The sequence below is a fragment of the Klebsiella sp. M041 genome (assembly GCF_059759695.1).
The window spans coordinates 149,708-172,385 of sequence record NZ_JCAXWU010000012.1; the positions used below are offsets into that span (position 1 = coordinate 149,708).

Sequence of the window (22,678 nt, forward strand, 5' to 3'; positions counted from 1 at the left end):
GCGAGACGCAAACTTTGCGCGCGATAATAGCACACCCGATTTTATAGTTAAGCCATCAGCCACTTCTGCCAGCTGGCGCTGACCTGCTCACGCTCCCGGCTGAATGCCTCTGGCGCCACGTGTCCCGGCAGCTCCTGCAGGGCCAGGTGATGGAGCGCATCACGCAAGGTAGTGTACGCGTGCGTTAAGGCTCGCGCTTCCTCCTCGTCCATGATGTCGTTCTGCGCCAGCAGCTCGAGAATACGCACGTTATCAGACCAGCGGGTCAACTTCGGCTTGTCGCTGGCATAGCGTAGGACCAGATACTGGGTAATAAATTCAATATCCGTGATCCCACCGGCATCGGCTTTGATATCAAAACGATCGGCATGTTTATTGCCGAGGTGGGCGCGCATCTTCTCACGCATCTCGCGAACTTCGGTCTGCAGGGTCGCGCCATCCCGCGCGGTGGTCAGGATATCGCGACGAATGGCGTCAAATCGCGCCTGCAGCGCCGGGTCGCCATAGACCACGCGAGCGCGCACCAGCGCCTGATGCTCCCATGTCCAGGCTTCGTTCTGCTGATAGTCGGCAAACGCGTCGGCGGTGGTGACCAGCATCCCCGCCGCGCCGGAAGGGCGCAGCCGGGCGTCAACTTCGTAGAGAATACCGGACGAGGTGCGGGTGCTGAACAGATGCATGATCCGCTGAGCCAGCCGCAGGTAGAACTGACGGCCGTCGATCTCCCGCTCGCCGTCGGTCATCACCTCCGCCGGGCAGTCATGGAGGAACACCAGGTCGAGATCGGAACTGTAGCCCAGCTCCCAGCCGCCGAGCTTGCCGTAGCCGACGACGGCGAAGCCGCGCCCCTGGCGATCGTGCAGGTGGGTCGGCTGGCCGTAGCGGGCCACCATCTGTCCCCATGCCTGCTGCACCACCGCGTCGAGGATCGCTTCGGCAAGCCAGGTTAAGTGATCGCTGACCTTCATCACCGGCAGCGTGCCGGCGATATCCGCCGCGGCGATATGCAGCTGCTGCGCCTGCTTGAACTGGCGCAATGCCTCCAGCTGCTGCTCTTCATCCTCTTCCGGCACGCGCAGCAGATACTGGCGCAGCTCGTCGCGATAGGCATCGGTCGCCGTCGGCTGATAGAGGGTGTTGGGATCCAGCAGTTCATCAAGCAGCAGCGGGTGGCGCGCCAGCTGGCTGGCGACCATCGGCGACGCCGCGCAGAGCGTAATCAGGTGCTTCAGCGCGCCGGGGAATTCGCTCAATAGCTCAAGATAGGTGGTGCGAGTGACGATCCCGGTCAACAGCGGCGTGATCCGCGCCAGAGGCAGAGGCGCATCGGCGCGCGAGCAGATTTCGCTCAGCAGATGCGGCATCAGTTGATCCAGCACCTGGCGGCCTCGCGGGCCGATGGTGCGCCGATCCAGCTCTTTACGGAAATCAGCAATCAGCGCCAGCACGCTGCGGCGGTCGGCGTCGTTTAAATGCGCCAGCGCCGGGCTGGCGTCATCTTCTTCCAGCGCATCCTGCCACAGTTCGCGCCAGTACTCAGCCAGCTGCTCATCCGGCGACTGGGCCTCATCATCGCCGATCAGCTCATTAAACACCCGCCGCACGCTGGCCATATGGCTCGCCAGCTGCGCGCTCAGCGTCTCCCAGTCGTCGGTATGCATCCCCCACGCCAGCCTGGCGCGGTTCAGTTCATCCTGCGGCAGAGTCTGAGTCTGCTCATCGTTGATGCTCTGCAGCAGATTTTCCAGCCGGCGCAGGAACAGATAGGCCGCGCGCAGCAGCGTCGCGTCGCCTTCCGGCAGCAGATGCAGCTCATCAATCGCCGCCAGCGTCGGCAGCAGCGCCCGCTGCTGCAGCGCAGGTTCGCGACCGCCGCGGATCAGCTGAAAGACCTGCACGATAAACTCAATTTCACGGATCCCGCCGGCGCCGAGCTTGATGTTGTCTTTCAGCCCGCGACGCCGCACTTCGCGAGCGATCATGCCTTTCATGTTACGCAGCGACTGGATCACGCTGAAGTCGATATAGCGGCGGAAGACGAAGGGGCGAAGCATCGCGCGCAGCTCGCTGGCGTAGACGTCGTCGTTATCGCCCATGATCCGCGCTTTCACCATCGCGTAGCGTTCCCAGTCCCGGCCCTGCTCCTGGTAATAATCCTCCAGCGCCGCAAAGCTGAGCACCAGCGGCCCGCTGTCGCCAAACGGCCGCAGGCGCATGTCCACCCGATAAACAAAGCCGTCCTGCGTCGGCTGGTCGAGCGCCTTGATAAGCCGCTGCCCCAGGCGGGTAAAGAACTGGGCGTTATCCAGCTCGCGGCGGCCGCCGCGGGTGGCGCCATGCTCGGGCCAGGCAAAAATCAGATCGATATCGGAAGAGAAGTTCAGCTCGCCGCCGCCCAGCTTTCCCATCCCGAGGATCAGCAGCGGCTGCGGCTGGCCCTCGGCATTGCAGGGCGTTCCCCACTCTTTACAGCAGGCGGCGTACAGCCAGTCGCGGGCGGCGACAATCAGGGTCTCCGCCAGGACGCTCAACTGCTGCAGCGTCTCTTCTTCGCTTACCAGCGACAGCGCCTGCGCCCAGGCGATGCGGACCATCATATGACGGCGGAAAAGACGCAGCTCTCGCATCAACCCCGCTTCGTCAGCCACCGCCTGCAGGCGTTCCTGCAGCCAGGCCTCATAATGCCGCCACTCTTCCGCCTCCGGTGAAGACTGGGCAAGCTCGTTCAGCCAGCCTGGCTGGGCGATCACACTCTGTTCGACAAAATCACTGAACGCCATCACCGACCTGGCCTGCGGGCTCAGTTCGGCGACGGGGAAATCCGCTGGCAGGCGGTCAGCGACCGTCTGCCAGTGCTGCTGTAACTGCGAAGAAAGCGGCATCATAGGGGCTCCCTGGCCTGTAATTATCGTTTTCCACTATGCAGCCAGAACGGCTCGGCAGCCAGCGCCTGGCGACGGAAATATTCAAAGACGCTGCGGTCGTCATGCTCTATCGCACGCTGTAGTTCCTGCCAGTTCTCCAGCCACGGCGCGACGGCGTCGCCATAGGCGCCCGCCAGCAACTGGACGCTGTCGATGTCGCGCGCCAGCTTCGGCAGCTGGTCGGCGGCATCCTCCACCGCCAGGTGCTGCACGGCGCCGCGCAGCTCAGCCGCCGCCCGGGAAAGGTGAATATCGGCAAACCGTTTGAACGATCCGGCTATTTTTTTCTCTCCCGCCTCGTTGAGGAACGGACGCCAGCCGCGCTGGACCAGCCATTCGGTCAGCGCCAGTTTGGCGGCGACGACCTCGGTGCGGAATAACGCCTCATCGGCGGTGTCCGCGGCCAGCAGCGCCGCTTCGGCGTCGTTCAGCAACGCGCGGAGGTGAGTGGTCGCCTTCCGCGGCACGATGCCGCCGAACAGCACCAGCGCATGGCGCACGCGGGCTATCGCCAGCAGGATTTCCGCTTTGGCTTTCGCGTTGCCGCGCAGCCAGACCTCATCGTGATACAGCCAGTGCGCCAGGGCGCTCTCCAGCGCCGCCTCCAGCCCCTGCTCCACGCTGGCCTTCGCCGCCACCGGCAGCACCGCCAGCCGGGTTACCGGGCGCTCGTCGTTGCCTTGCGCCAGATGATACCCGCGCGCGGCTTTGCTCAGGCTCCCCTGACGCAGGACGCCGCTCTCCAGCAAACGCTGCGCGAGGCGCAGCAGATCGGCGGTCTCCCCGGCGAGCAGCTCCAGCTCCAGCTCGCAGATCGGCTCCTGATGCTCGCCCGCCTTCACTTCGCCGCGATCGAGGGCAATCTCAATTTCACTCTTTCCTTCCTGGATCACCCAGCGCTCACGGGAAAAGTCGGTGCTGAACAGCGGTTGCACATGCTCCGCCAGCGCGGCTGGAAGTTCCCCTTGCGGCCAGACCTCCGCCGGCAGGCGCTCAAGCGCCAGTTCCGGTTTATCCAGTGGAATATTGTATTCCGGACGCTGGTGCAGGCCGCCCACCACCCGACCGGCGATTTTCAGCGTCATCTCATAACGCCCCTGGTCGCCGCGGATGCGCAGCCCCATGTCGTGACGACGCAGCCAGTTATCGGCGGTTTCATAGTAAATGTTCAGCAACTGGCCCGCGGGCGTATGTTTCGCCTCGAGCGCATTGAGCTGCTCGCGCAGCGTCTCTACCCCATCCTGAGCGACGATAAACTTAAGTTCGATTTCTTGAGCCATGACTGAATTCTTCCGCTTCTGTGCTGCGCCGACAAATTGCGGCGAACTTACGACGATATTTTTTGTCAGTAGATAGTATTTTGCGGCGAATCGCCATGCAACGCGCTTTTTGCCGGGCCACCTCCTGGATGATTCCGATTGTGGTGGAAAACTTTGCGTCGCTCTGGCGATGCCTCTACTATCGTTCCACTTTTTATGACCAAACGATGACCTGATGCCAAAATTACGCCTGATTACTTTTACTTTGCTCGCGCTTAGCGCCGCCACGGCGGTTCACGCAGAAGAAAAGCGCTACGTTTCCGATGAGCTGAACACCTGGGTTCGCAGCGGCCCGGGCGATAATTATCGTCTGGTCGGCACCATCAACGCCGGGGAAGAAGTGTCGGTGCTGCAAACCAACGACAGCACCAGTTACGCGCAGATCCGCGACGCGAATGGGCGTACCGCCTGGATCCCGCTGAAAGAGCTGAGCAACGAGCCCAGCCTGCGCACCCGCGTCCCGGATCTGGAAAACCAGGTCAAAACGCTGACCGATAAGCTGAATAATATCGACGCCACCTGGAACCAGCGCACGGCGGATATGCAGAAGAAAGTCGCCGGCAGCGACAGCGTGATCAACGCGTTGAAAGACGAGAACCAAAAGTTGAAAAACGAGCTGGTTGTCGCGCAGAAGAAGGTGAATGCGGCGAATCTGCAGCTTGATGATAAACAGCGCACCATTATCATGCAGTGGTTTATGTACGGCGGCGGCGTGCTGGGCGTCGGTTTGCTGCTGGGTCTGGTGCTGCCGCATCTGGTGCCAAGCCGCAAACGTAAAGACCGGTGGATGAACTAATTCGTCTTCTCTGCCAGACTTACGTATCATCTTGCGAAAAACAGATACGGGAGAATCAGGCGTGAAGAGTTATCTGGTCGGTGGTGCGGTGCGCGACGCGCTGTTAGGACTGCCGGTCAAAGACCGAGACTGGGTGGTGGTGGGCGCCACCCCGCAACAGATGCTTGACGCGGGCTATCAGCAGGTAGGCCGCGACTTTCCCGTGTTTCTTCATCCGCAAAGCCGGGAAGAGTATGCCCTGGCCCGCACCGAGCGCAAATCCGGCGCAGGCTATACCGGTTTTACCTGCTATGCCGCCCCGGACGTCACTCTTGAGGCGGATCTGCTACGCCGCGACCTGACGGTCAACGCCCTCGCCCAGGATGCCGACGGCACGATTATCGACCCCTACGGCGGACAAAACGATCTCCGCCAGCGCCTGCTGCGCCATGTCTCTCCCGCCTTTAGCGAAGACCCGCTGCGCGTGCTGCGCGTGGCGCGCTTTGCCGCCCGCTATGCCCATCTCGGTTTTCGCATCGCCGAAGAGACCCAGACCCTGATGGCCGCCATGGTTGAGGCTGGCGAACTGGCCCATTTAACGCCGGAGCGGGTGTGGAAAGAGACGGAAAGCGCGTTGACCACCCGCAACCCGCAGGTCTTTTTCCAGACGCTGCGCGACTGCCAGGCCCTCAAGGTGCTGTTCCCGGAGATTGACGCCCTGTACGGCGTGCCGGCCCCGGCCAAATGGCACCCGGAAATCGATACCGGCCTGCACACCCTGATGACCGTCACGATGGCCGCGATGCTATCGCCGGACGTCGAGGTGCGCTTCGCCACCCTGTGCCATGACCTCGGCAAAGGGCTGACGCCGAAAGCGCTCTGGCCGCGTCACCACGGCCATGGCCCGGCGGGAGTCAAGCTGGTGGAGCAGCTCTGCGCGCGTCTGCGGGTGCCGAACGATATCCGCGATCTCGCGAAACTGGTGGCGGAGTACCATGATCTGATCCACACCCTGCCGATCCTGCAGCCAAAAACCCTCGTCAAACTTTTCGACAGCATTGACGCCTGGCGTAAACCGCAGCGCGTGCAACAGATCGCCCTCACCAGCGAAGCCGACGTCCGCGGGCGCACCGGCTTTGAGGCCAGCGATTATCCGCAGGGGCGCCTGCTGCTGGAGGCCTGGGAAGTGGCGCAGTCGGTCTCCACCAAAGAGGTGGTAGCGGCGGGATTTAAAGGGGCGGAAATTCGCGAGGAGCTGACGCGGCGGAGAATTGCGGCGGTGGCGCAGTGGAAGGAACAGCGTTGCCCCCAGCCGCAAGGCTGAGGGCGCAGGCCTTAGAAAAAGACCACGTAAACCGCTGCCGCGACGATAAAGCGGTAGATAGCGAACGGAATGAACGAGATCCGTTTGATCAGCTGCAGGAAGGTTTTAATCGCAATCAGCGCCACGATAAACGCCATCACGAAGCCGACGGCAAACATCGGAACATCGCCCATGTTGAGGAAGCCGATGCTCTTGTAGACGTCCAGCACCGTGGCGCCCATCATCATCGGTACCGCCAGCAGGAATGAGAACTCCGACGCCGCGTAGCGGCTAACGCCCATCAGCATGCCGCCGGAGATGGTCGCCCCTGAGCGGGAGAAGCCCGGCCACAGCGCCAGGCACTGGAAGCAGCCGATAACGAATGCCTGACGATAGGTCATATCGTCAATCCCGACCGCGCGCGGCTGTTTCGGCTTCAGCACTTCCGCCGCAATTAACAGCACACCGCCGACAATCAGGGCGTACATCACGTTTACCGGGTTAAACAAGGACTTAATGGTGTCGTGGAAAATAAGCCCCATCACCACCGCAGGGATCATACCGAGAAGGATATGGATAAGCGATAAGCGACCGCTGCCCTTGCCTTCATGCGCCGGCGGCTTGCCGAAATGGATGCCGATCAGGCCGAACAGGCGACGCCAGAACATCACCACCACGGCGAGTATCGAGCCTAGCTGAATAACCACTTCAAAGGTATTTGCCGTATCACCTTCAAACCCCAGCAGGTGACCAACAATAATCATATGACCGGTACTGGAAACAGGTAAAAATTCTGTTAACCCCTCAACCACACCCAATATTGCCGCCACCAGCAGCGAGTGTATATCGCTCATCCAATTAAACCCTTTAAAAAAGTAAAATGAAAAAAACCAGGAACACGGTATCGTTCAACAGGCACAACCCGGCTGCCAGAGGGCGCGCAATCCGCAGCATACACGGCGTACACAAGGATTCACCTGCCGTTCTGGTAGGAGATCGCCAGTAAAATTGCCTGATGACCGGATGCTATGACCGGTATAAACGCAATTTGTTTAACAAGTATGACCTGAAAAGTTTTGTTTCAGATTAAGGCCACGTTCAATAATCACCCCGACGTTTGCCGCGCGAGCCACGGCGCCAGGTTTGCTGACTTTAATGCGCACCCATGGCGACTGGAATGTCTCCAGCAGCAGGTCGGCCACCTCTTCCGCCACCCGCTCCACTAACGCGAATTTTCCCCCCTCAACATGCGCGATGACGCGCTCGCTGATATCAGCATAGCTAAGGCAATCGCTGACATCATCGCTGGCGGCCGCCTTGCGGTTATCCCATGCAATTTCGATATCGAACACCAGCTTCTGTTCAATGGTTTGTTCCCAGTCATAAACACCAATGGTGGTGATTACCGAAAGTTGCTCTATAAATACAATATCCATCACGCCCTGCCTGCTTTTTAGCTAAACCGGATACCACTTCCGGCGAATTATGCGTATTATCCACAGATGCAGAGAATACAACGACATTTTCAAAACGGAACAGCGTTATGAGTGCAATCGCGCCTGGACTGGTACTCCTCGCCTACCTCTGCGGCTCCATTTCCAGCGCCATTCTGGTATGTCGCCTTGCTGGCCTGCCCGACCCACGCGACAGCGGCTCAGGCAACCCCGGGGCCACTAACGTACTACGAATTGGCGGAAAAGGGGCGGCCGTAGCGGTACTTATTTTTGATGTGCTGAAGGGCATGCTGCCGGTATGGGGCGCCTGGGCGCTGGGCCTGACGCCGTTCTGGCTGGGTTTAGTGGCGATTGCCGCCTGCGTGGGCCACATCTGGCCAGTCTTCTTTCATTTCCGCGGCGGTAAAGGCGTCGCCACTGCCTTCGGCGCTATCGCCCCCATCGGTCTCGACCTGACCGGCGTGATGGCCGGGACCTGGCTGCTGACCATCCTGCTCAGCGGTTACTCTTCCCTTGGCGCTATCGTCAGCGCGCTGATCGCTCCGTTCTACGTCTGGTGGTTCAAACCACAGTACACCTTCCCGGTGTCGATGCTCTCCTGCCTGATCCTGCTGCGCCATCACGACAACATTCAGCGTCTGTGGCGCCGCCAGGAGAGCAAAATCTGGACGCGGGTGAAGAAGAAAAAAACGCCACAAGAGAAGTAATCTCCCCTCCCGGCCACCCCAGCCGGAGGGATCCCCGGTTCTATTTAGCGGTCTCACCCGCTCTTTCGCCTTACGTCATCATGATTGGCGATCATCGCCACATCCCCCTTTTGTAACAATGCGTTAGCGGCGACCCACAGCAAAATTCCCGCCAGCGACCGGCGGCGCGGCGTGAACCGCGCTGACGCCTTTTCCGCCGCGGCCAGGCAACGGTTCAGGATATTGACGGCAATGATTATCCGGGTGAATAATCCGGAGCGGTTATGCCGCTTTCCCCTCGCGCCCGATGCGACGCTCCGGGTAACAGATGACATAAGCGTTTCGTATGACCGGGATAATCTCCCGCCGATCAATACTCATTGCTGCTGTTTTATCTTGATTTTGCAGGGGCGCAACATTGCACGGCACCGTGTTACCACCACTCAAAAAAGGCTGGCAGGCCACGCTGGATCTGCGCTTTCAGCAGGCCGGCGGCAAGACCGTTCTCGCCAGCGCCCAACACGTCGGCCCGCTGACCGTCCAGCGCCCGTTTTACCCGGAAGAAGAGACCTGTCATCTCTATCTGCTTCACCCCCCCGGCGGCATCGTCGGCGGTGATGAGCTGACGATTAGCGCCCACCTTGATCCCGGCTGCCATACCCTGATAACCATGCCTGGCGCCAGCAAGTTTTACCGCAGCAGCGGCGCGCAAGCGCTTTTGTGCCAGCAGTTGACCCTCGCCCCGCAGGCGACCCTGGAGTGGCTCCCGCAGGATGCCATCTTCTTTCCCGGGGCGAACGCCCGGCTGTCCACCACCTTTCACCTTTGTGCCTCCAGCACGCTGCTGGCCTGGGATCTGCTCTGCCTTGGCCGCCCGGTGATCGGCGAAACCTTCAGCCACGGCTCCCTCAGCAACCGGCTGGAAGTATGGGTGGACGATGAGCCGCTGCTGGTCGAGCGCCTGCACCTGCAGGAGGGAGAGCTGTCCAGCGTCGCCGGACGCCCCTGGGTCGGCACGCTGCTGTGCTATCCGGCAACCGATGCCCTGCTCGACGGGGTGCGCGACGCGCTGGCGCCGCTCGGCCTCTACGCCGGCGCCAGCCTGACCGACCGCCTGCTGACGGTGCGCTTCCTCAGTGACGATAATCTGATTTGCCAGCAGGTGATGCGCGACGTCTGGCAGTTTCTGCGCCCTCATCTCACCGGCAAATCCCCCGTACTTCCCCGAATCTGGCTGACTTAAGAGAACGTTATGGAACTGACCCCCCGAGAAAAAGACAAGCTGTTGCTGTTTACCGCCGCGCTGGTGGCGGAACGCCGCCTGGCCCGCGGCCTGAAGCTCAACTATCCGGAGTCCGTGGCCCTGATCAGCGCCTTTATTATGGAAGGCGCCCGCGACGGCAAAAGCGTGGCCTCGCTGATGGAGGAAGGCCGTCACGTCCTGACCCGCGAGCAGGTGATGGAGGGCGTCCCGGAAATGATCCCGGATATCCAGGTCGAAGCCACCTTCCCGGACGGCTCGAAGCTGGTCACCGTTCACAACCCGATTATCTGAGGTAGCGCCATGATCCCCGGTGAATATCACGTTAAGCCCGGCCAGATAGCCCTCAACACCGGCCGGGCGACCTGTCGCGTGGTCGTTGAAAACCACGGCGATCGGCCGATTCAGGTCGGTTCGCACTACCATTTCGCCGAGGTCAACCCGGCGCTGAAGTTCAACCGTCAGCAGGCCACCGGCTATCGCCTGAATATCCCGGCCGGCACGGCGGTACGCTTTGAACCTGGCCAGAAACGCGAGGTTGAGCTGGTGGCCTTCGCCGGTCACCGCGCCGTTTTCGGCTTCCGCGGCAAGGTCATGGGCCCTCTGGAGGCAAACGATGAGTAATATTTCACGCCAGGCCTATGCCGACATGTTCGGCCCCACCATTGGCGACAAGTTGCGCCTGGCCGATACCGAGCTGTGGATAGAGGTGGAGGACGATTTGACCACCTACGGGGAAGAGGTCAAATTCGGCGGCGGCAAAGTGATCCGCGACGGGATGGGTCAGGGACAGATGCTGGCCGCCGACTGTGTCGACCTGGTGCTCACCAATGCGCTGATCGTCGATCACTGGGGGATCGTTAAGGCCGATATCGGCGTGAAGGACGGTCGGATCTTCGCCATCGGCAAAGCCGGCAACCCCGACATCCAGCCCAACGTCACCATCCCCATCGGCGCCGCGACGGAAGTCATTGCCGCCGAAGGAAAAATCGTCACCGCCGGCGGGATCGATACTCATATTCACTGGATCTGTCCGCAGCAGGCGGAAGAGGCGCTGGTCTCCGGCGTGACCACCATGGTCGGCGGCGGCACCGGCCCGGCGGCGGGTACCCATGCCACCACCTGCACCCCGGGGCCATGGTATATCTCACGCATGCTGCAGGCGGCCGACAGCCTGCCGGTCAATATCGGCCTGCTGGGCAAGGGCAACGTTTCTCAGCCGGACGCTCTGCGCGAGCAGGTGGCGGCGGGCGTTATTGGCCTGAAGATCCATGAGGACTGGGGCGCCACCCCGGCGGCGATCGACTGCGCGTTAACCGTCGCCGATGAGATGGATATTCAGGTCGCGCTGCACAGCGACACGCTCAATGAGTCCGGTTTTGTGGAAGATACCCTCGCCGCCATCGGCGGGCGCACCATTCACACCTTCCATACCGAAGGGGCCGGCGGCGGCCATGCGCCGGATATCATCACCGCCTGCGCCCACCCGAACATTTTGCCGTCCTCCACCAACCCAACGCTGCCCTACACCCTTAACACCATCGATGAACATCTCGATATGCTGATGGTCTGCCACCATCTGGACCCGGACATCGCCGAGGACGTGGCCTTTGCCGAGTCGCGCATTCGCCGGGAAACCATCGCTGCGGAAGACGTGCTGCACGACCTTGGCGCCTTCTCGCTCACCTCCTCGGATTCGCAGGCCATGGGCCGCGTCGGGGAAGTGGTTCTCCGCACCTGGCAGGTGGCGCACCGCATGAAGGTGCAGCGCGGAGCGCTGGCGGAGGAGACCGGGGATAACGACAACTTCCGCGTGAAGCGCTACATCGCCAAATACACCATCAACCCGGCGCTGACCCACGGCATCGCACACGAAGTCGGCTCCATTGAGGTGGGTAAGCTGGCGGACCTTGTGGTCTGGTCGCCTGCCTTCTTCGGCGTGAAACCGGCCACCGTGATCAAAGGCGGCATGATCGCCATCGCGCCGATGGGCGATATCAATGCCTCTATTCCAACCCCGCAGCCGGTGCACTACCGTCCGATGTTTGGCGCGCTGGGCAGCGCCCGCCATCACTGCCGCCTCACCTTCCTGTCGCAGGCGGCGGCGGACAACGGCGTAGCCGAGCGGCTGAACCTGCGCAGCGCGATCGCCGTGGTGAAAGGCTGCCGTACGGTGCAGAAAGCCGACATGGTGCACAACAGCCTGCAGCCTAACATCACCGTCGACGCGCAGACTTATGAGGTGCGGGTGGATGGCGAACTCATCACCAGCGAGCCGGCAGAGGTTCTGCCGATGGCGCAACGTTATTTTCTGTTTTAAGGAGAGCGGATGCTTTATTTAACTCAACGTCTGGAGACCCCCGCCGCCGCGACCGCCAGCGTTACGCTGCCGATTGATGTTCGCGTCAAAAGCCGGGTAAAAGTCACCCTCAACGATGGCCGGGAAGCCGGCCTGCTGCTGCCCCGCGGGCTGCTGCTGCGCGGCGGCGATGTGCTCAGCAACGAAGACGGCACCGAATTTGTGCAGGTGATTGCCGCTGATGAAGGGGTGTCGGTGGTGCGCTGCGACGATCCGTTTATGCTGGCGAAGGCCTGCTACCACCTCGGCAATCGTCACGTACCGCTGCAGATCATGCCGGGCGAGCTGCGCTATCATCACGATCACGTGCTGGACGATATGCTGCGCCAGTTCGGCCTGACGGTGACCTTTGGCCAGCTGCCGTTCGAGCCGGAAGCCGGCGCTTACGCCAGCGAAAGCCACGGTCATCATCATGCTCATCATGACCACCACGCTCACAGCCACTAGCATGTCGACAGCGGAACAACGCCTGCGGCTGATGCAGCTGGCCAGCAGCAACCTGCCGGTAGGGGGTTACAGCTGGTCCCAGGGGCTGGAGTGGGCTGTGGAAGCCGGCTGGGTGCCGGACGTCGCGGCCTTCGAGCGCTGGCAGCGACGGCAGATGACGGAAGGCTTTTTTACCGTCGACCTGCCGCTGTTCGCCCGCCTGTACCGCGCCTGCGAACAAGGCGATATCGCCGCGGCCCGGCGCTGGACGGCTTATCTGCTGGCCTGCCGGGAGACCCGTGAACTGCGGGAGGAAGAGCGCAACCGCGGCGCGGCGTTTGCCCGCCTGCTTGGCGACTGGCAGCCGGACTGTCCACCGCCGTGGCGCACGCTGTGCCAGCAAAGCCAGCTCGCCGGGATGGCCTGGCTCGGCGTGCGCTGGCGCATCGCGCTGCCCGAGATGGCCCTAAGCCTGGGCTACAGCTGGATTGAGAGCGCCGTGATGGCCGGCGTTAAGCTGGTGCCCTTCGGCCAGCAGGCCGCTCAACAGCTGATTTTACGTCTTTGCGACCACTACGCGGCGGCGATGCCCCGCGCGCTGGTCGCGCCGGACGGCGATATCGGTTCGGCCACGCCGCTCGCCGCCATCGCCTCTGCCCGGCATGAAACCCAATACTCCCGATTATTCCGTTCCTAGGAGAAGCCATGAATTCTTATAAACACCCGCTGCGCGTCGGCGTTGGCGGCCCGGTCGGCTCCGGTAAAACCGCCCTGCTGGAAGCGCTGTGCAAAGCGATGCGCGATACCTGGCAGCTGGCGGTGGTCACCAACGACATCTACACCAAAGAAGATCAGCGCATCCTCACTGAAGCGGGCGCGCTGGCGCCTGAACGCATTGTCGGGGTGGAAACCGGCGGCTGCCCGCACACGGCGATCCGTGAAGATGCCTCGATGAACCTCGCCGCGGTGGAAGCGCTGAGTGAAAAATTCGGTAACCTCGACCTTATCTTCGTGGAAAGCGGCGGCGATAACCTGAGCGCCACCTTCAGCCCGGAGCTGGCGGATCTGACCATCTATGTTATCGACGTGGCCGAAGGGGAGAAGATCCCGCGCAAAGGCGGGCCGGGGATCACCAAATCCGATTTTCTGGTGATCAATAAAACCGACCTTGCCCCCTATGTGGGCGCTTCACTGGAGGTGATGGCGAGCGATACCCAGCGTATGCGCGGCGATCGCCCATGGACCTTCACCAACCTGAAGCGTGGCGACGGCCTGAGCACCATTATTGCCTTCCTCGAAGACAAAGGCATGCTCGGCAAATAGGCCTTTTGCACCAGCCGGGCGCAAGCGCGTCCGGATGGTGCAGCTCCTGCCCTCTCTTCTGTCACTCTGCACCACCCTCCCCGCCACGCCTGCCCTGCAATATGGCATAAGGTTTGCTAATTCAAGTCATGCCTAACCATTAAGGAATGACTATGTCATCACTGGATCTCAACCCTGAATTACCCGCGACCGCGCGGACTTCCGGCTCCCGGGAAACCTTAGAAGATTACACCTTACGTTACGCCCCGCTGAGCTTCCGCCGCTGGGGACCGGGCGTCGTCGCGGTCACGGCGCTGGGCGGCATCGCCTATCTGGCGGACTTTTCCATCGGCGCCAGCATCGGTATGGCCTGGGGCACCAGCAACGCCATCTATTCGATCCTGGTGGCGGCGCTGGTGATCTTCCTCACCGGCATTCCGTTGGCGATCACCGCCGCGCGCTACAACATTGACCTTGACCTGATCACCCGCAGCGCCGGCTTCGGCTATTTCGGCTCGGTGATCACCAGCATTATTTTTGCCGGCTTCACCTTTATCTTCTTCGCCCTCGAAGGCTCGATCATGGCCCAGGGGCTGCTGGTGGGCCTCGGGATCCCGCTGTGGATGGGGTATCTGATCGCCACCCTGATGGTGCTCCCGCTGGTGGTCTATGGCATGAAAGCCCTGACCCGCCTGCAGGTGTGGACCACTCCGCTGTGGCTGGTGCTGATGGTGGTGCCGGTGGTGTGGCTGATTGTCAAAGATCCGCAGCTGGTGGACGGCTTCCTGCATTTCGCCGGTAAAAACAGCGCGTCGACGGTGGATATCACCGCCATCATGCTCGGCGCCGGGGTATGCCTGTCGCTGATCATGCAGATTGGCGAGCAAATTGATTACCTGCGCTTTATGCCGCCTAAAACCGCTGAGAACCGTAAAGCCTGGTGGCTGGCGGTCTTTTCCGCCGGCCCGGGCTGGGTGGTGCTAGGCGCGATCAAACAGATTATCGGCGCTTTCCTCGGCTTCTATCTGTTGACCCGTTTCCCGGCGGTACACAATACCGAACCGGTGCAGCAGTTCGTCAGCGTCTTCGATAACCTGGTGCCCGGCTGGCTGGCTCTGACGCTGGCGGTGGTGCTGGTGGTGATCTCGCAGATCAAAATTAACGTCACCAATGCCTATTCCGGCTCGCTGGCGTGGACCAGCGCCTGGACCCGCACCACCAAACGCTATCCGGGGCGGATTATTTTTGTGGTGGTCAACCTGGCGATTGCCCTGGCGCTGATGGAAGGCGATATGTTCAGCGCCCTGTCGTGGATCCTCGGCTTTTACTCCAACTTCGCCATCGCCTGGGTCGTGGTGGTGGCGACCGACATCACCTTTAATAAAGGCTTACTCAAGCTGGCGCCGGCGCAGCCGGAGTATCGTCGCGGCATGATCTACAATGTGAACCCGGTGGGCGTAGTCTCCTTTGGCCTGGCCGCCGGGCTGTCGATCTGCGCCTTCTTCGGCCTGCTGGGGACGACGCTGGCGCCGTTCTCGCCGCTGATTGCGCTGGTCGTCGCCTTTGTCATGACCCCGCTGATGGGGATCCTCACCCGCGGGCGCTACTACATTAAGCAGAGAGATGACGGGATCGCCGAACCTCGCTATGACGCGGCGGGGAACGCCTCGACCACCGTATATCAATGCGTTAGCTGTGAGGAAGAGTACGAGCGCCCGGACGTGATGCACTCGCATAAGCATCAGGGCGCCATCTGCTCGCTGTGTAAAAGTATGGAGTAGTCAGGAAGGCAGGCCGACGTGACGTCGGCCTGTGTCAGGACGCTTTAGGCGGCAGGCAGCTCGGCCAGCGGCCAGCGCGGGCGGACCGTCACGCCAAGCTCGGCTTTGGCGCCGGTTTGCAGACGCACCATGCCGGCGTAGGCGATCATCGCGCCGTTATCGGTACAGAACTCAGGGCGGGCGTAGAACACCTCGCCGCCGCGTTTTTGCATCATCTCCGCCAGCTTCGCCCGCAGGGTGCGGTTGGCGCTCACGCCTCCCGCCATCACCAGACGCTTAAAGCCGGTTTGCTCCAGCGCGCGGCGACATTTAATCATTAGCGTATCGACGACCGCATCCTCAAACGCGCGGGCGATGTCGGCGCGGGTTTGCTCATCGTCGCCGTTGCTGCGAATGGTATTGGCGGCGAAGGTTTTCAGACCGGAGAAGCTGAAGTCCAGCCCCGGACGGTCGGTCATCGGACGCGGGAAGACGAAGCGGCCTTCAGTACCCTGGGACGCCATTTTCGACAGCATCGGCCCGCCGGGATAATCCAGCCCCAGCAGTTTCGCGGTTTTATCAAAGGCTTCGCCCGCCGCATCGTCAATCGACTCGCCCAGCAGCTCGTACTGGCCGATGCCGGTGACGCTGATCAGCTGAGTATGACCGCCGGAGACCAGCAGCGCGACGAACGGGAACGCTGGCGGGTTATCTTCCAGCATCGGCGCCAGCAGGTGCCCTTCCATATGGTGTACCGGAATCGCCGGCACGTTCCAGGCGAAGGCCAGCGACCGGCCCACGGTGGCGCCGACCAGCAGCGCCCCCACCAGGCCAGGACCCGCCGTATAGGCGACGGCATCGATATCTTTCGCCGTCAGACCGGCCTCTTTCAGCGCCGCCTGGATAAGCGGCACCGTTTTGCGCACGTGGTCGCGCGATGCCAGCTCCGGCACCACGCCGCCGTAGTCCGCATGCAGTTTCACCTGACTATACAGTTGGTTGGCTAACAGACCTTGCTGGTCGTCATAAATCGCGATGCCGGTTTCATCGCAGGATGTTTCAATGCCCAGTACACGCATGAGTTGTTTTACCTCGCTTCAATACCGCGCAGTGTAGGTCCAATGACCGGCGATGTAAAACTTTGCTCACCCCTGGTGCTCTCTTCGTGTATACTCCTCACCCTTATAAAAGTCCCTTTCAAAAAAGGCGCCGGTGCTTTACAAAGCAGCAGTAGTTGCAGTAAAATTCCGCACCATTTTGAAATAAGCTGGCATTGCGGCCAGCGGCAAACCGAATTAATCAAAGGTGAGAGGCACATGCCGGTAATTAAAGTACGTGAAAACGAGCCGTTCGACGTAGCTCTGCGTCGCTTCAAGCGTTCCTGCGAAAAAGCAGGTGTTCTGGCGGAAGTTCGTCGTCGTGAGTTCTATGAAAAACCGACTACCGAACGTAAGCGCGCTAAAGCTTCTGCAGTGAAACGTCACGCGAAGAAACTGGCTCGCGAAAACGCACGCCGTACTCGTCTGTACTAATCTGTTGAGAGCGACGCTCTCAATTCAGACCGAGTTGTAGTTGTAAGGCCGTGCTTCCGAAAGGAATGCGCGGCTTATTTTCGTTTATAGTCATCAGAAATAACGGGGCTTATGGCTGGACGAATTCCACGTGTATTTATTAGCGATCTGCTTGCCAGAACCGACATCGTCGATCTGATCGATGCGCGGGTAAAGCTGAAAAAGCAGGGCAAAAATTTTCACGCGTGCTGTCCGTTCCATAACGAAAAAACCCCCTCTTTCACCGTCAACGGTGAAAAACAGTTTTACCACTGCTTCGGCTGCGGGGCGCACGGCAATGCTATCGATTTCCTGATGAACTACGACAAGCTCGAGTTCGTGGAAACGGTCGAAGAGCTGGCCGCCATGCATAACCTCGAAGTGCCTTATGAAGCAGGCAACGGACCCAGCCAGATAGAGCGCCATCAACGGCAGAACCTCTACCAGTTACTGGATGGTCTGAATACGTTTTATCAACAGTCTCTGATGCAGCCCGCCGCCGACCCTGCGCGCCAGTACCTGGCAAAACGGGGGTTAAGCAGCGAGGTGATTACGCGCTTTGCCATCGGCTATGCTCCCCCAGGTTGGGATAACGTTTTAAAACGTTTTGGCGGCAATCAGGAAAACCGCCAGTCGCTTATTGATGCCGGCATGCTGGTTACCAACGATCAGGGACGCAGTTACGACCGCTTCCGCGAACGGGTAATGTTTCCCATCCGCGATAAGCGAGGCCGGGTGATTGGGTTTGGCGGACGGGTGCTGGGCGATGCCCTGCCGAAGTATCTCAACTCCCCGGAAACCGACATATTCCATAAAGGCCGTCAGCTGTATGGCCTGTATGAAGCGCAGCAGGACAACCCCGAACCACCGCGGTTGCTGGTTGTCGAAGGCTATATGGACGTCGTGGCGCTGGCGCAGTACGACATCAACTATGCTGTCGCCTCGCTGGGTACCTCGACCACAGCCGACCATATCCAGCTGCTGTTCCGGGTGACCAATAACGTCATCTGCTGCTACGACGGCGACCGGGCCGGCCGCGATGCCGCCTGGCGCGCGCTGGAGACGGCGCTGCCGTACATGACCGATGGTCGCCAGCTGCGCTTTATGTTTCTGCCTGACGGCGAAGACCCGGATACGCTGGTGCGTAAAGAGGGCAAAGCGGCGTTCGAGGCGCGGATGGAGCAGGCTCAGCCGCTCTCCACGTTCTTGTTTAACAGCCTGCTGCCGCAGGTCGACCTCAGCACGCCGGACGGGCGCGCGCAGCTGAGCACGCTGGCGCTGCCGCTGATAACCCAGGTGCCGGGCGAAACCCTGCGCATCTATTTGCGTCAGGAGCTGGGCAACAAGCTGGGCATTTTAGATGACGCCCAGCTTGAACGTTTAATGCCAAAACAGGCGGAAAATGGCGCGCCGCGCCCCGCACCACAGCTAAAACGCACGACCATGCGTATACTGATAGGACTGCTGGTGCAAAACCCGGATTTGGCGCCGTTAGTCCCACCGCTGGAGGGGCTGGACTCGCGCAAAATGCCGGGGCTGAGCCTGTTCGGCGAGCTGGTGAAAATCTGTCTGGCGCAGCCTGGTCTGACAACCGGGCAACTTTTAGAGCAATATCGCGGCACAAAAGAGGCCGCAACCCTTGAAAAACTGTCGATGTGGGACGATATAGCAGATAAAGATATCGCTGAACAAACCTTCACCGACTCGCTCAACCATATGTTTGATTCACTGCTGGAACTGCGACAGGAAGAGTTGATAGCTCGCGATCGCACACACGGTTTAAGCAGTGAGGAACGCCGGGAGCTCTGGACCATCAGCCAGGAGCTGGCGAAAAAATAAATGACAGACTAAGTCATTCACGTTGCATTGATGCAGCAGCAGAACGCAGAGCAACGTGAAGGACACCGTATTTAACGGCTTAAGTGCCGAGTATCGATCGGGAAGCCCCCGACAGCCGCGCAGAGGCGCAGCGGCAATAATATAAGTACGCCCTCGCTTTAAATGTCGACAGCCCGCCTGCCGACACCAATCAAACGAATTAAGTGTGGATACCGTCTTATGGAGCAAAACCCGCAGTCACAGCTGAAGCTTCTTGTCCAACGTGGTAAGGAGCAAGGCTATCTGACCTATGCCGAGGTCAATGACCATCTGCCGGAAGATATCGTCGATTCCGATCAGATCGAAGACATCATCCAAATGATCAACGACATGGGCATTCAGGTGATGGAAGAAGCACCGGATGCCGATGATCTGATGCTTGCCGAAAACACCGCGGATGAAGATGCTGCCGAAGCCGCCGCGCAGGTGCTCTCCAGCGTGGAATCCGAAATCGGGCGCACGACCGACCCGGTGCGCATGTACATGCGTGAAATGGGTACCGTAGAGCTGCTGACCCGTGAAGGCGAAATCGACATCGCCAAACGCATCGAAGACGGCATCAACCAGGTGCAGTGCTCCGTTGCCGAATATCCGGAAGCGATCACCTACCTGCTTGAGCAGTACGACCGCGTTGAAGCGGAAGAAGCCCGTCTGTCCGATCTGATCACCGGTTTCGTCGATCCGAACGCCGAAGAAGATATGGCGCCGACCGCCACCCACGTTGGCTCCGAGCTGTCTCAGGAAGAGATGGATGACGACGAAGACGAAGACGAAGATGAAGACGCCGACGACAACAGCGATGACGACAACAGCATCGACCCTGAACTGGCCCGTGAGAAGTTCGCCGAGCTGCGTACCCAGTACGAGCTGACGCGCGACACCATCAAAGCCAAAGGTCGTAGCCATGCCGCCGCCCAGGAAGAGATCCTGAAGCTGTCCGAAGTCTTCAAGCAGTTCCGCCTGGTGCCGAAGCAGTTCGATTACCTGGTCAACAGCATGCGCAGCATGATGGATCGCGTTCGTACTCAGGAACGTATCATCATGAAGCTGTGCGTTGAGCAGTGCAAAATGCCGAAGAAAAACTTCATCACTCTGTTCACCGGCAACGAAACCAGCGAAACCTGGTTCAACGCCGCGGTGGCGATGAACAAGCCGTGGTCCGAGAAGCTGCTGGAAGTGAAAGAAGACGTGCAGCGCGGCCTGCAGAAGCTGCAGCAGATCGAAGAAGAGACCGGCCTGACCATCGAGCAGGTGAAGGATATCAACCGTCGCATGTCCATCGGTGAAGCGAAAGCCCGCCGGGCGAAGAAAGAGATGGTGGAAGCGAACCTGCGTCTGGTTATCTCGATCGCCAAGAAATACACCAACCGCGGTCTGCAGTTCCTCGACCTGATTCAGGAAGGCAACATCGGTCTGATGAAAGCGGTTGATAAGTTCGAATACCGTCGCGGCTATAAGTTCTCAACCTACGCCACCTGGTGGATCCGTCAGGCCATCACCCGCTCTATCGCGGATCAGGCGCGCACCATCCGTATTCCGGTGCATATGATTGAGACCATCAACAAGCTCAACCGTATCTCCCGTCAGATGCTGCAGGAGATGGGCCGTGAACCGACCCCGGAAGAGCTGGCTGAGCGCATGCTGATGCCGGAAGACAAGATCCGTAAAGTGCTGAAGATCGCCAAAGAGCCTATCTCCATGGAAACGCCGATCGGCGACGATGAAGATTCGCATCTGGGGGATTTCATCGAGGATACCACCCTCGAGCTGCCGCTGGATTCCGCGACCACCGAGAGCCTGCGCGCGGCAACGCACGACGTGCTGGCCGGCCTCACCGCTCGTGAAGCGAAAGTCCTGCGTATGCGTTTCGGTATCGACATGAATACCGACCACACGCTGGAAGAAGTGGGTAAACAGTTCGACGTTACTCGCGAACGTATCCGTCAGATCGAAGCGAAGGCGCTGCGTAAACTGCGCCACCCGAGCCGTTCTGAAGTGCTGCGTAGCTTCCTCGACGATTAATCGTCGCCAGCCGATTAAAAAGCTCCCTGCGGGGAGCTTTTTTTATGGCGTTTCGCTGGTCGCTCGGGGAAAGTCGCCCCTCTCCGCTACTGGCCGCGGGTCGCCAGGGCATCATCCAGTTCACGATAGGCTGCCACCAGCTTATCGAGCGTCGCCCGATTTAAGCCGCTGGGATTGGGCAGCACCCACACCTGGGTCGTGCCGATGGTCATGGCCTGTTTCCCCCACTTCGCGCCGCGCTGGTTAAAGGCCAGCTCGAAGGCCTGCTTGCCGAGCACCGCCAGCGCCTGCGGCTGATACTCCTCAATCTTCCTCACCAGCTCACGGCCGCCGCTGCGCAGCTCCTGCAGGGCGACCTCGCTGGCCTGCACCGTCGGACGCTCAACCAGCATGGTGATGCCGCAGCGCGTATCCAGCAGCTGCAGCTCCTCTTCCGGCCTGAGCTGTCGGTCGGTAAACCCGGCCTGATGGATGACCTTCCAGAAGCGATTGCCAGGATGGGCAAAATGAAAGCCGGTATGGGCGGAGGACTTCCCCGGGTTGATACCGCAAAAGACAACGCGCAGGCCCGGCGCAAGGATATCGCTAATCATGTTTTCTCCGGCTGTATGGCTAAAACATGATTATAAAGGATTGAAAATGCATTGTTTATAAAAACAGCAGCTGCGCGCTTTACGCTGGATTGCAACCGTCAGTTACTTTATAATCCCTCGCCACGGCCCCTTAGCTCAGTGGTTAGAGCAGGCGACTCATAATCGCTTGGTCGTTGGTTCAAACCCAACAGGGGCCACCAAATTTTAGCAGTAAATACATACAGTTAGGCCACTCGAAAGAGTGGCTTTTTTGTTTCTAAATTTTAGAATAGCGATAAAATGGCAACATAAGCCGTTGAGCAATGCGCGTGGTCAGCATTTTCTTGCCATTCCGCTAAGAGGATAAAAAATCCGTTATCGCGAAAAGGAAAATTTACGCTTACGCTAAAATAGACAGTGCTCTATCCTGGCAAAAGTTTGCGCAGGCCATCTGCGTTGCCCACCTCCCGAAGCCAGTCCATCATTGCCGCGTTCCTGTTTACTCTGTCTTACTACGCAAGGTCGGCATAAAACGCCTTTCATTCCCTCAACGCTGGAATTCATACTGCTCACGATAACTTTAACAATTCAGGCCAATTTCCGAAAAATACCCCTTCCCTGTACCAGCTGATCAAAATCAACGCCCCCCTCTCGCTCCTCTTATATATAACCCGTTGACTCACAAAAAGGATGAAATGATGAAAATACGGGATATATCAATCAGTACCTGTCTGGCACTGTTATTAATGGGTTGCGTAGCTAAACCGCCAATGGCGACGGAAAGTGAAATGAAAGAGGCCGCCGCCTTTGCTTTTAATGTCGATGCTTCACAGGTGACAATTTCCGATGCGAAGCAGCAGGATGTGAAAACCAATTTTGTGGCCACCATCGGCAAAACCAGCCATCGATGCTATGTGACAAAAGCCGCCGAGCCGAAACTTTACGGACTGATCCCACTGGGCGGCGGCAGTACCGTCTCGGATGCCATCTGTGCCGGCAGCAACCCGACGCCAGCCAGCAAAACCTGCGACGCTCTCTCGAAAAAAGCGGGCCGCTGCTGAGCCTTTGCGCAGGAGAAGGCTGCTAA

At 59.8% G+C, this 22,678-nt stretch carries 22 protein-coding genes, 1 tRNA gene and 1 pseudogene; 17 read left to right on the forward strand and 7 right to left on the reverse strand.

The annotated features are described in order from the left end of the window. Positions 1–47: 47 nt before the first annotated feature. Positions 48–2,885: a bifunctional [glutamate--ammonia ligase]-adenylyl-L-tyrosine phosphorylase/[glutamate--ammonia-ligase] adenylyltransferase gene (glnE, locus tag AC6CWS_RS17305; protein WP_074442620.1), complete on the reverse strand. Its 2,838-nt coding sequence runs from the start codon at positions 2,883–2,885 to the stop codon at positions 48–50. Between the two features lie 20 nt (positions 2,886–2,905). Continuing rightward, positions 2,906–4,204, reverse strand: coding sequence for a CYTH domain-containing protein (locus AC6CWS_RS17310; RefSeq protein ID WP_065882649.1), 1,299 nt, complete (start codon positions 4,202–4,204; stop codon positions 2,906–2,908). 214 nt (positions 4,205–4,418) lie between these two features. On the opposite strand from AC6CWS_RS17310, the gene AC6CWS_RS17315 reads away from it, so the two are divergent. Both AC6CWS_RS17315 and AC6CWS_RS17320 read left to right on the forward strand, forming a co-directional pair. Beyond that, complete coding sequence (locus AC6CWS_RS17315; RefSeq protein ID WP_023291036.1) at positions 4,419–5,039, forward strand: TIGR04211 family SH3 domain-containing protein; 621 nt, start codon at positions 4,419–4,421, stop codon at positions 5,037–5,039. Positions 5,040–5,100: 61 nt separating this feature from the next. Further along, on the forward strand, positions 5,101–6,342 hold the full coding sequence (locus tag AC6CWS_RS17320) for a multifunctional CCA addition/repair protein (protein WP_023291037.1): 1,242 nt from the start codon (positions 5,101–5,103) through the stop codon (positions 6,340–6,342). Between the two features lie 11 nt (positions 6,343–6,353). On the opposite strand, the gene bacA is transcribed toward AC6CWS_RS17320, so the two are convergent. Then, the gene (gene bacA / locus AC6CWS_RS17325; RefSeq protein WP_023291038.1) at positions 6,354–7,175 is read right to left on the reverse strand and encodes an undecaprenyl-diphosphate phosphatase; all 822 of its coding nucleotides are present in this window, start codon (positions 7,173–7,175) and stop codon (positions 6,354–6,356) included. A 198-nt stretch (positions 7,176–7,373) separates the two neighbouring features. Continuing rightward, the gene (gene folB / locus AC6CWS_RS17330; protein ID WP_004150923.1) at positions 7,374–7,757 is read right to left on the reverse strand and encodes a bifunctional dihydroneopterin aldolase/7,8-dihydroneopterin epimerase; all 384 of its coding nucleotides are present in this window, start codon (positions 7,755–7,757) and stop codon (positions 7,374–7,376) included. Positions 7,758–7,864: 107 nt separating this feature from the next. On the opposite strand from folB, the gene plsY reads away from it, so the two are divergent. Both plsY and AC6CWS_RS17340 read left to right on the forward strand, forming a co-directional pair. Beyond that, positions 7,865–8,482: a glycerol-3-phosphate 1-O-acyltransferase PlsY gene (gene plsY, locus AC6CWS_RS17335; protein ID WP_065882648.1), complete on the forward strand. Its 618-nt coding sequence runs from the start codon at positions 7,865–7,867 to the stop codon at positions 8,480–8,482. 149 nt (positions 8,483–8,631) lie between these two features. Continuing rightward, positions 8,632–8,733, forward strand: a pseudogene (locus tag AC6CWS_RS17340) (hypothetical protein); the annotation flags it as partial. A gap of 10 nt (positions 8,734–8,743) precedes the next feature. Here the strand turns inward: AC6CWS_RS17340 and AC6CWS_RS17345 are convergent. Then, positions 8,744–8,890: a hypothetical protein gene (locus AC6CWS_RS17345; protein WP_032428993.1), complete on the reverse strand. Its 147-nt coding sequence runs from the start codon at positions 8,888–8,890 to the stop codon at positions 8,744–8,746. On the opposite strand from AC6CWS_RS17345, the gene AC6CWS_RS17350 reads away from it, so the two are divergent. From AC6CWS_RS17350 to AC6CWS_RS17385, 8 genes are all read left to right on the forward strand, one after another. Continuing rightward, positions 8,880–9,704 (forward strand): urease accessory protein UreD, encoded by an 825-nt coding sequence (locus tag AC6CWS_RS17350; RefSeq protein ID WP_065882647.1) that lies wholly within the window; start codon positions 8,880–8,882, stop codon positions 9,702–9,704. The two genes, AC6CWS_RS17345 and AC6CWS_RS17350, sit on opposite strands and share 11 nt — an antisense overlap. Before the next feature lie 9 nt (positions 9,705–9,713). Then, positions 9,714–10,016, forward strand: a complete 303-nt coding sequence (locus AC6CWS_RS17355) for an urease subunit gamma (RefSeq protein WP_002916871.1) — start codon at positions 9,714–9,716, stop codon at positions 10,014–10,016. A 9-nt stretch (positions 10,017–10,025) separates the two neighbouring features. Then, positions 10,026–10,346, forward strand: a complete 321-nt coding sequence (locus AC6CWS_RS17360) for an urease subunit beta (protein ID WP_065882646.1) — start codon at positions 10,026–10,028, stop codon at positions 10,344–10,346. After that, positions 10,339–12,042, forward strand: a complete 1,704-nt coding sequence (gene ureC / locus AC6CWS_RS17365) for an urease subunit alpha (RefSeq protein ID WP_065882645.1) — start codon at positions 10,339–10,341, stop codon at positions 12,040–12,042. Before AC6CWS_RS17360 ends, ureC begins: the two co-directional genes overlap by 8 nt. Positions 12,043–12,051: 9 nt before the next feature. Then, positions 12,052–12,528 carry an urease accessory protein UreE gene (gene ureE, locus AC6CWS_RS17370; RefSeq protein WP_017899736.1) on the forward strand — a complete coding sequence of 159 codons (477 nt, stop codon included), beginning with the start codon at positions 12,052–12,054 and terminating at the stop codon, positions 12,526–12,528. 1 nt (position 12,529) lies between these two features. Further along, entirely contained in the window at positions 12,530–13,204 is a 675-nt protein-coding gene (locus AC6CWS_RS17375) for an urease accessory protein UreF (RefSeq protein WP_065882644.1), read from the forward strand. A gap of 8 nt (positions 13,205–13,212) precedes the next feature. Beyond that, a complete protein-coding gene (ureG, locus tag AC6CWS_RS17380) occupies positions 13,213–13,830 on the forward strand; it encodes an urease accessory protein UreG (RefSeq protein ID WP_023291043.1) in 618 nt (205 codons plus the stop codon). A gap of 152 nt (positions 13,831–13,982) precedes the next feature. Continuing rightward, complete coding sequence (locus AC6CWS_RS17385; RefSeq protein WP_032454090.1) at positions 13,983–15,590, forward strand: purine-cytosine permease family protein; 1,608 nt, start codon at positions 13,983–13,985, stop codon at positions 15,588–15,590. 44 nt (positions 15,591–15,634) lie between these two features. Here the strand turns inward: AC6CWS_RS17385 and tsaD are convergent, their stop codons facing one another. After that, entirely contained in the window at positions 15,635–16,648 is a 1,014-nt protein-coding gene (gene tsaD / locus AC6CWS_RS17390) for a tRNA (adenosine(37)-N6)-threonylcarbamoyltransferase complex transferase subunit TsaD (RefSeq protein WP_002916879.1), read from the reverse strand. A 237-nt stretch (positions 16,649–16,885) separates the two neighbouring features. Between tsaD and rpsU the strand changes: the two genes are divergently transcribed. The 3 genes from rpsU (at position 16,886) to rpoD (ending at position 21,019) form a co-directional block, all read left to right on the forward strand. Continuing rightward, a complete protein-coding gene (gene rpsU / locus AC6CWS_RS17395) occupies positions 16,886–17,101 on the forward strand; it encodes a 30S ribosomal protein S21 (protein WP_001144069.1) in 216 nt (71 codons plus the stop codon). Between the two features lie 111 nt (positions 17,102–17,212). Then, complete coding sequence (gene dnaG, locus AC6CWS_RS17400; RefSeq protein ID WP_065882643.1) at positions 17,213–18,958, forward strand: DNA primase; 1,746 nt, start codon at positions 17,213–17,215, stop codon at positions 18,956–18,958. A 219-nt stretch (positions 18,959–19,177) separates the two neighbouring features. Next, positions 19,178–21,019 carry an RNA polymerase sigma factor RpoD gene (gene rpoD / locus AC6CWS_RS17405; protein WP_004174339.1) on the forward strand — a complete coding sequence of 614 codons (1,842 nt, stop codon included), beginning with the start codon at positions 19,178–19,180 and terminating at the stop codon, positions 21,017–21,019. Between the two features lie 86 nt (positions 21,020–21,105). Here rpoD and mug read toward each other — a convergent pair whose 3' ends face one another. Beyond that, a complete protein-coding gene (mug, locus tag AC6CWS_RS17410) occupies positions 21,106–21,612 on the reverse strand; it encodes a G/U mismatch-specific DNA glycosylase (protein ID WP_002917636.1) in 507 nt (168 codons plus the stop codon). Positions 21,613–21,736: 124 nt separating this feature from the next. Between mug and AC6CWS_RS17415 the strand changes: the two genes are divergently transcribed. Together AC6CWS_RS17415 and AC6CWS_RS17420 are read left to right on the forward strand one after the other, a co-directional pair. Then, positions 21,737–21,812 (forward strand) — tRNA-Ile (locus AC6CWS_RS17415). A gap of 567 nt (positions 21,813–22,379) precedes the next feature. Continuing rightward, positions 22,380–22,652: a hypothetical protein gene (locus tag AC6CWS_RS17420; RefSeq protein WP_032691249.1), complete on the forward strand. Its 273-nt coding sequence runs from the start codon at positions 22,380–22,382 to the stop codon at positions 22,650–22,652. The last annotated feature ends 26 nt before the right edge of the window (positions 22,653–22,678 follow it).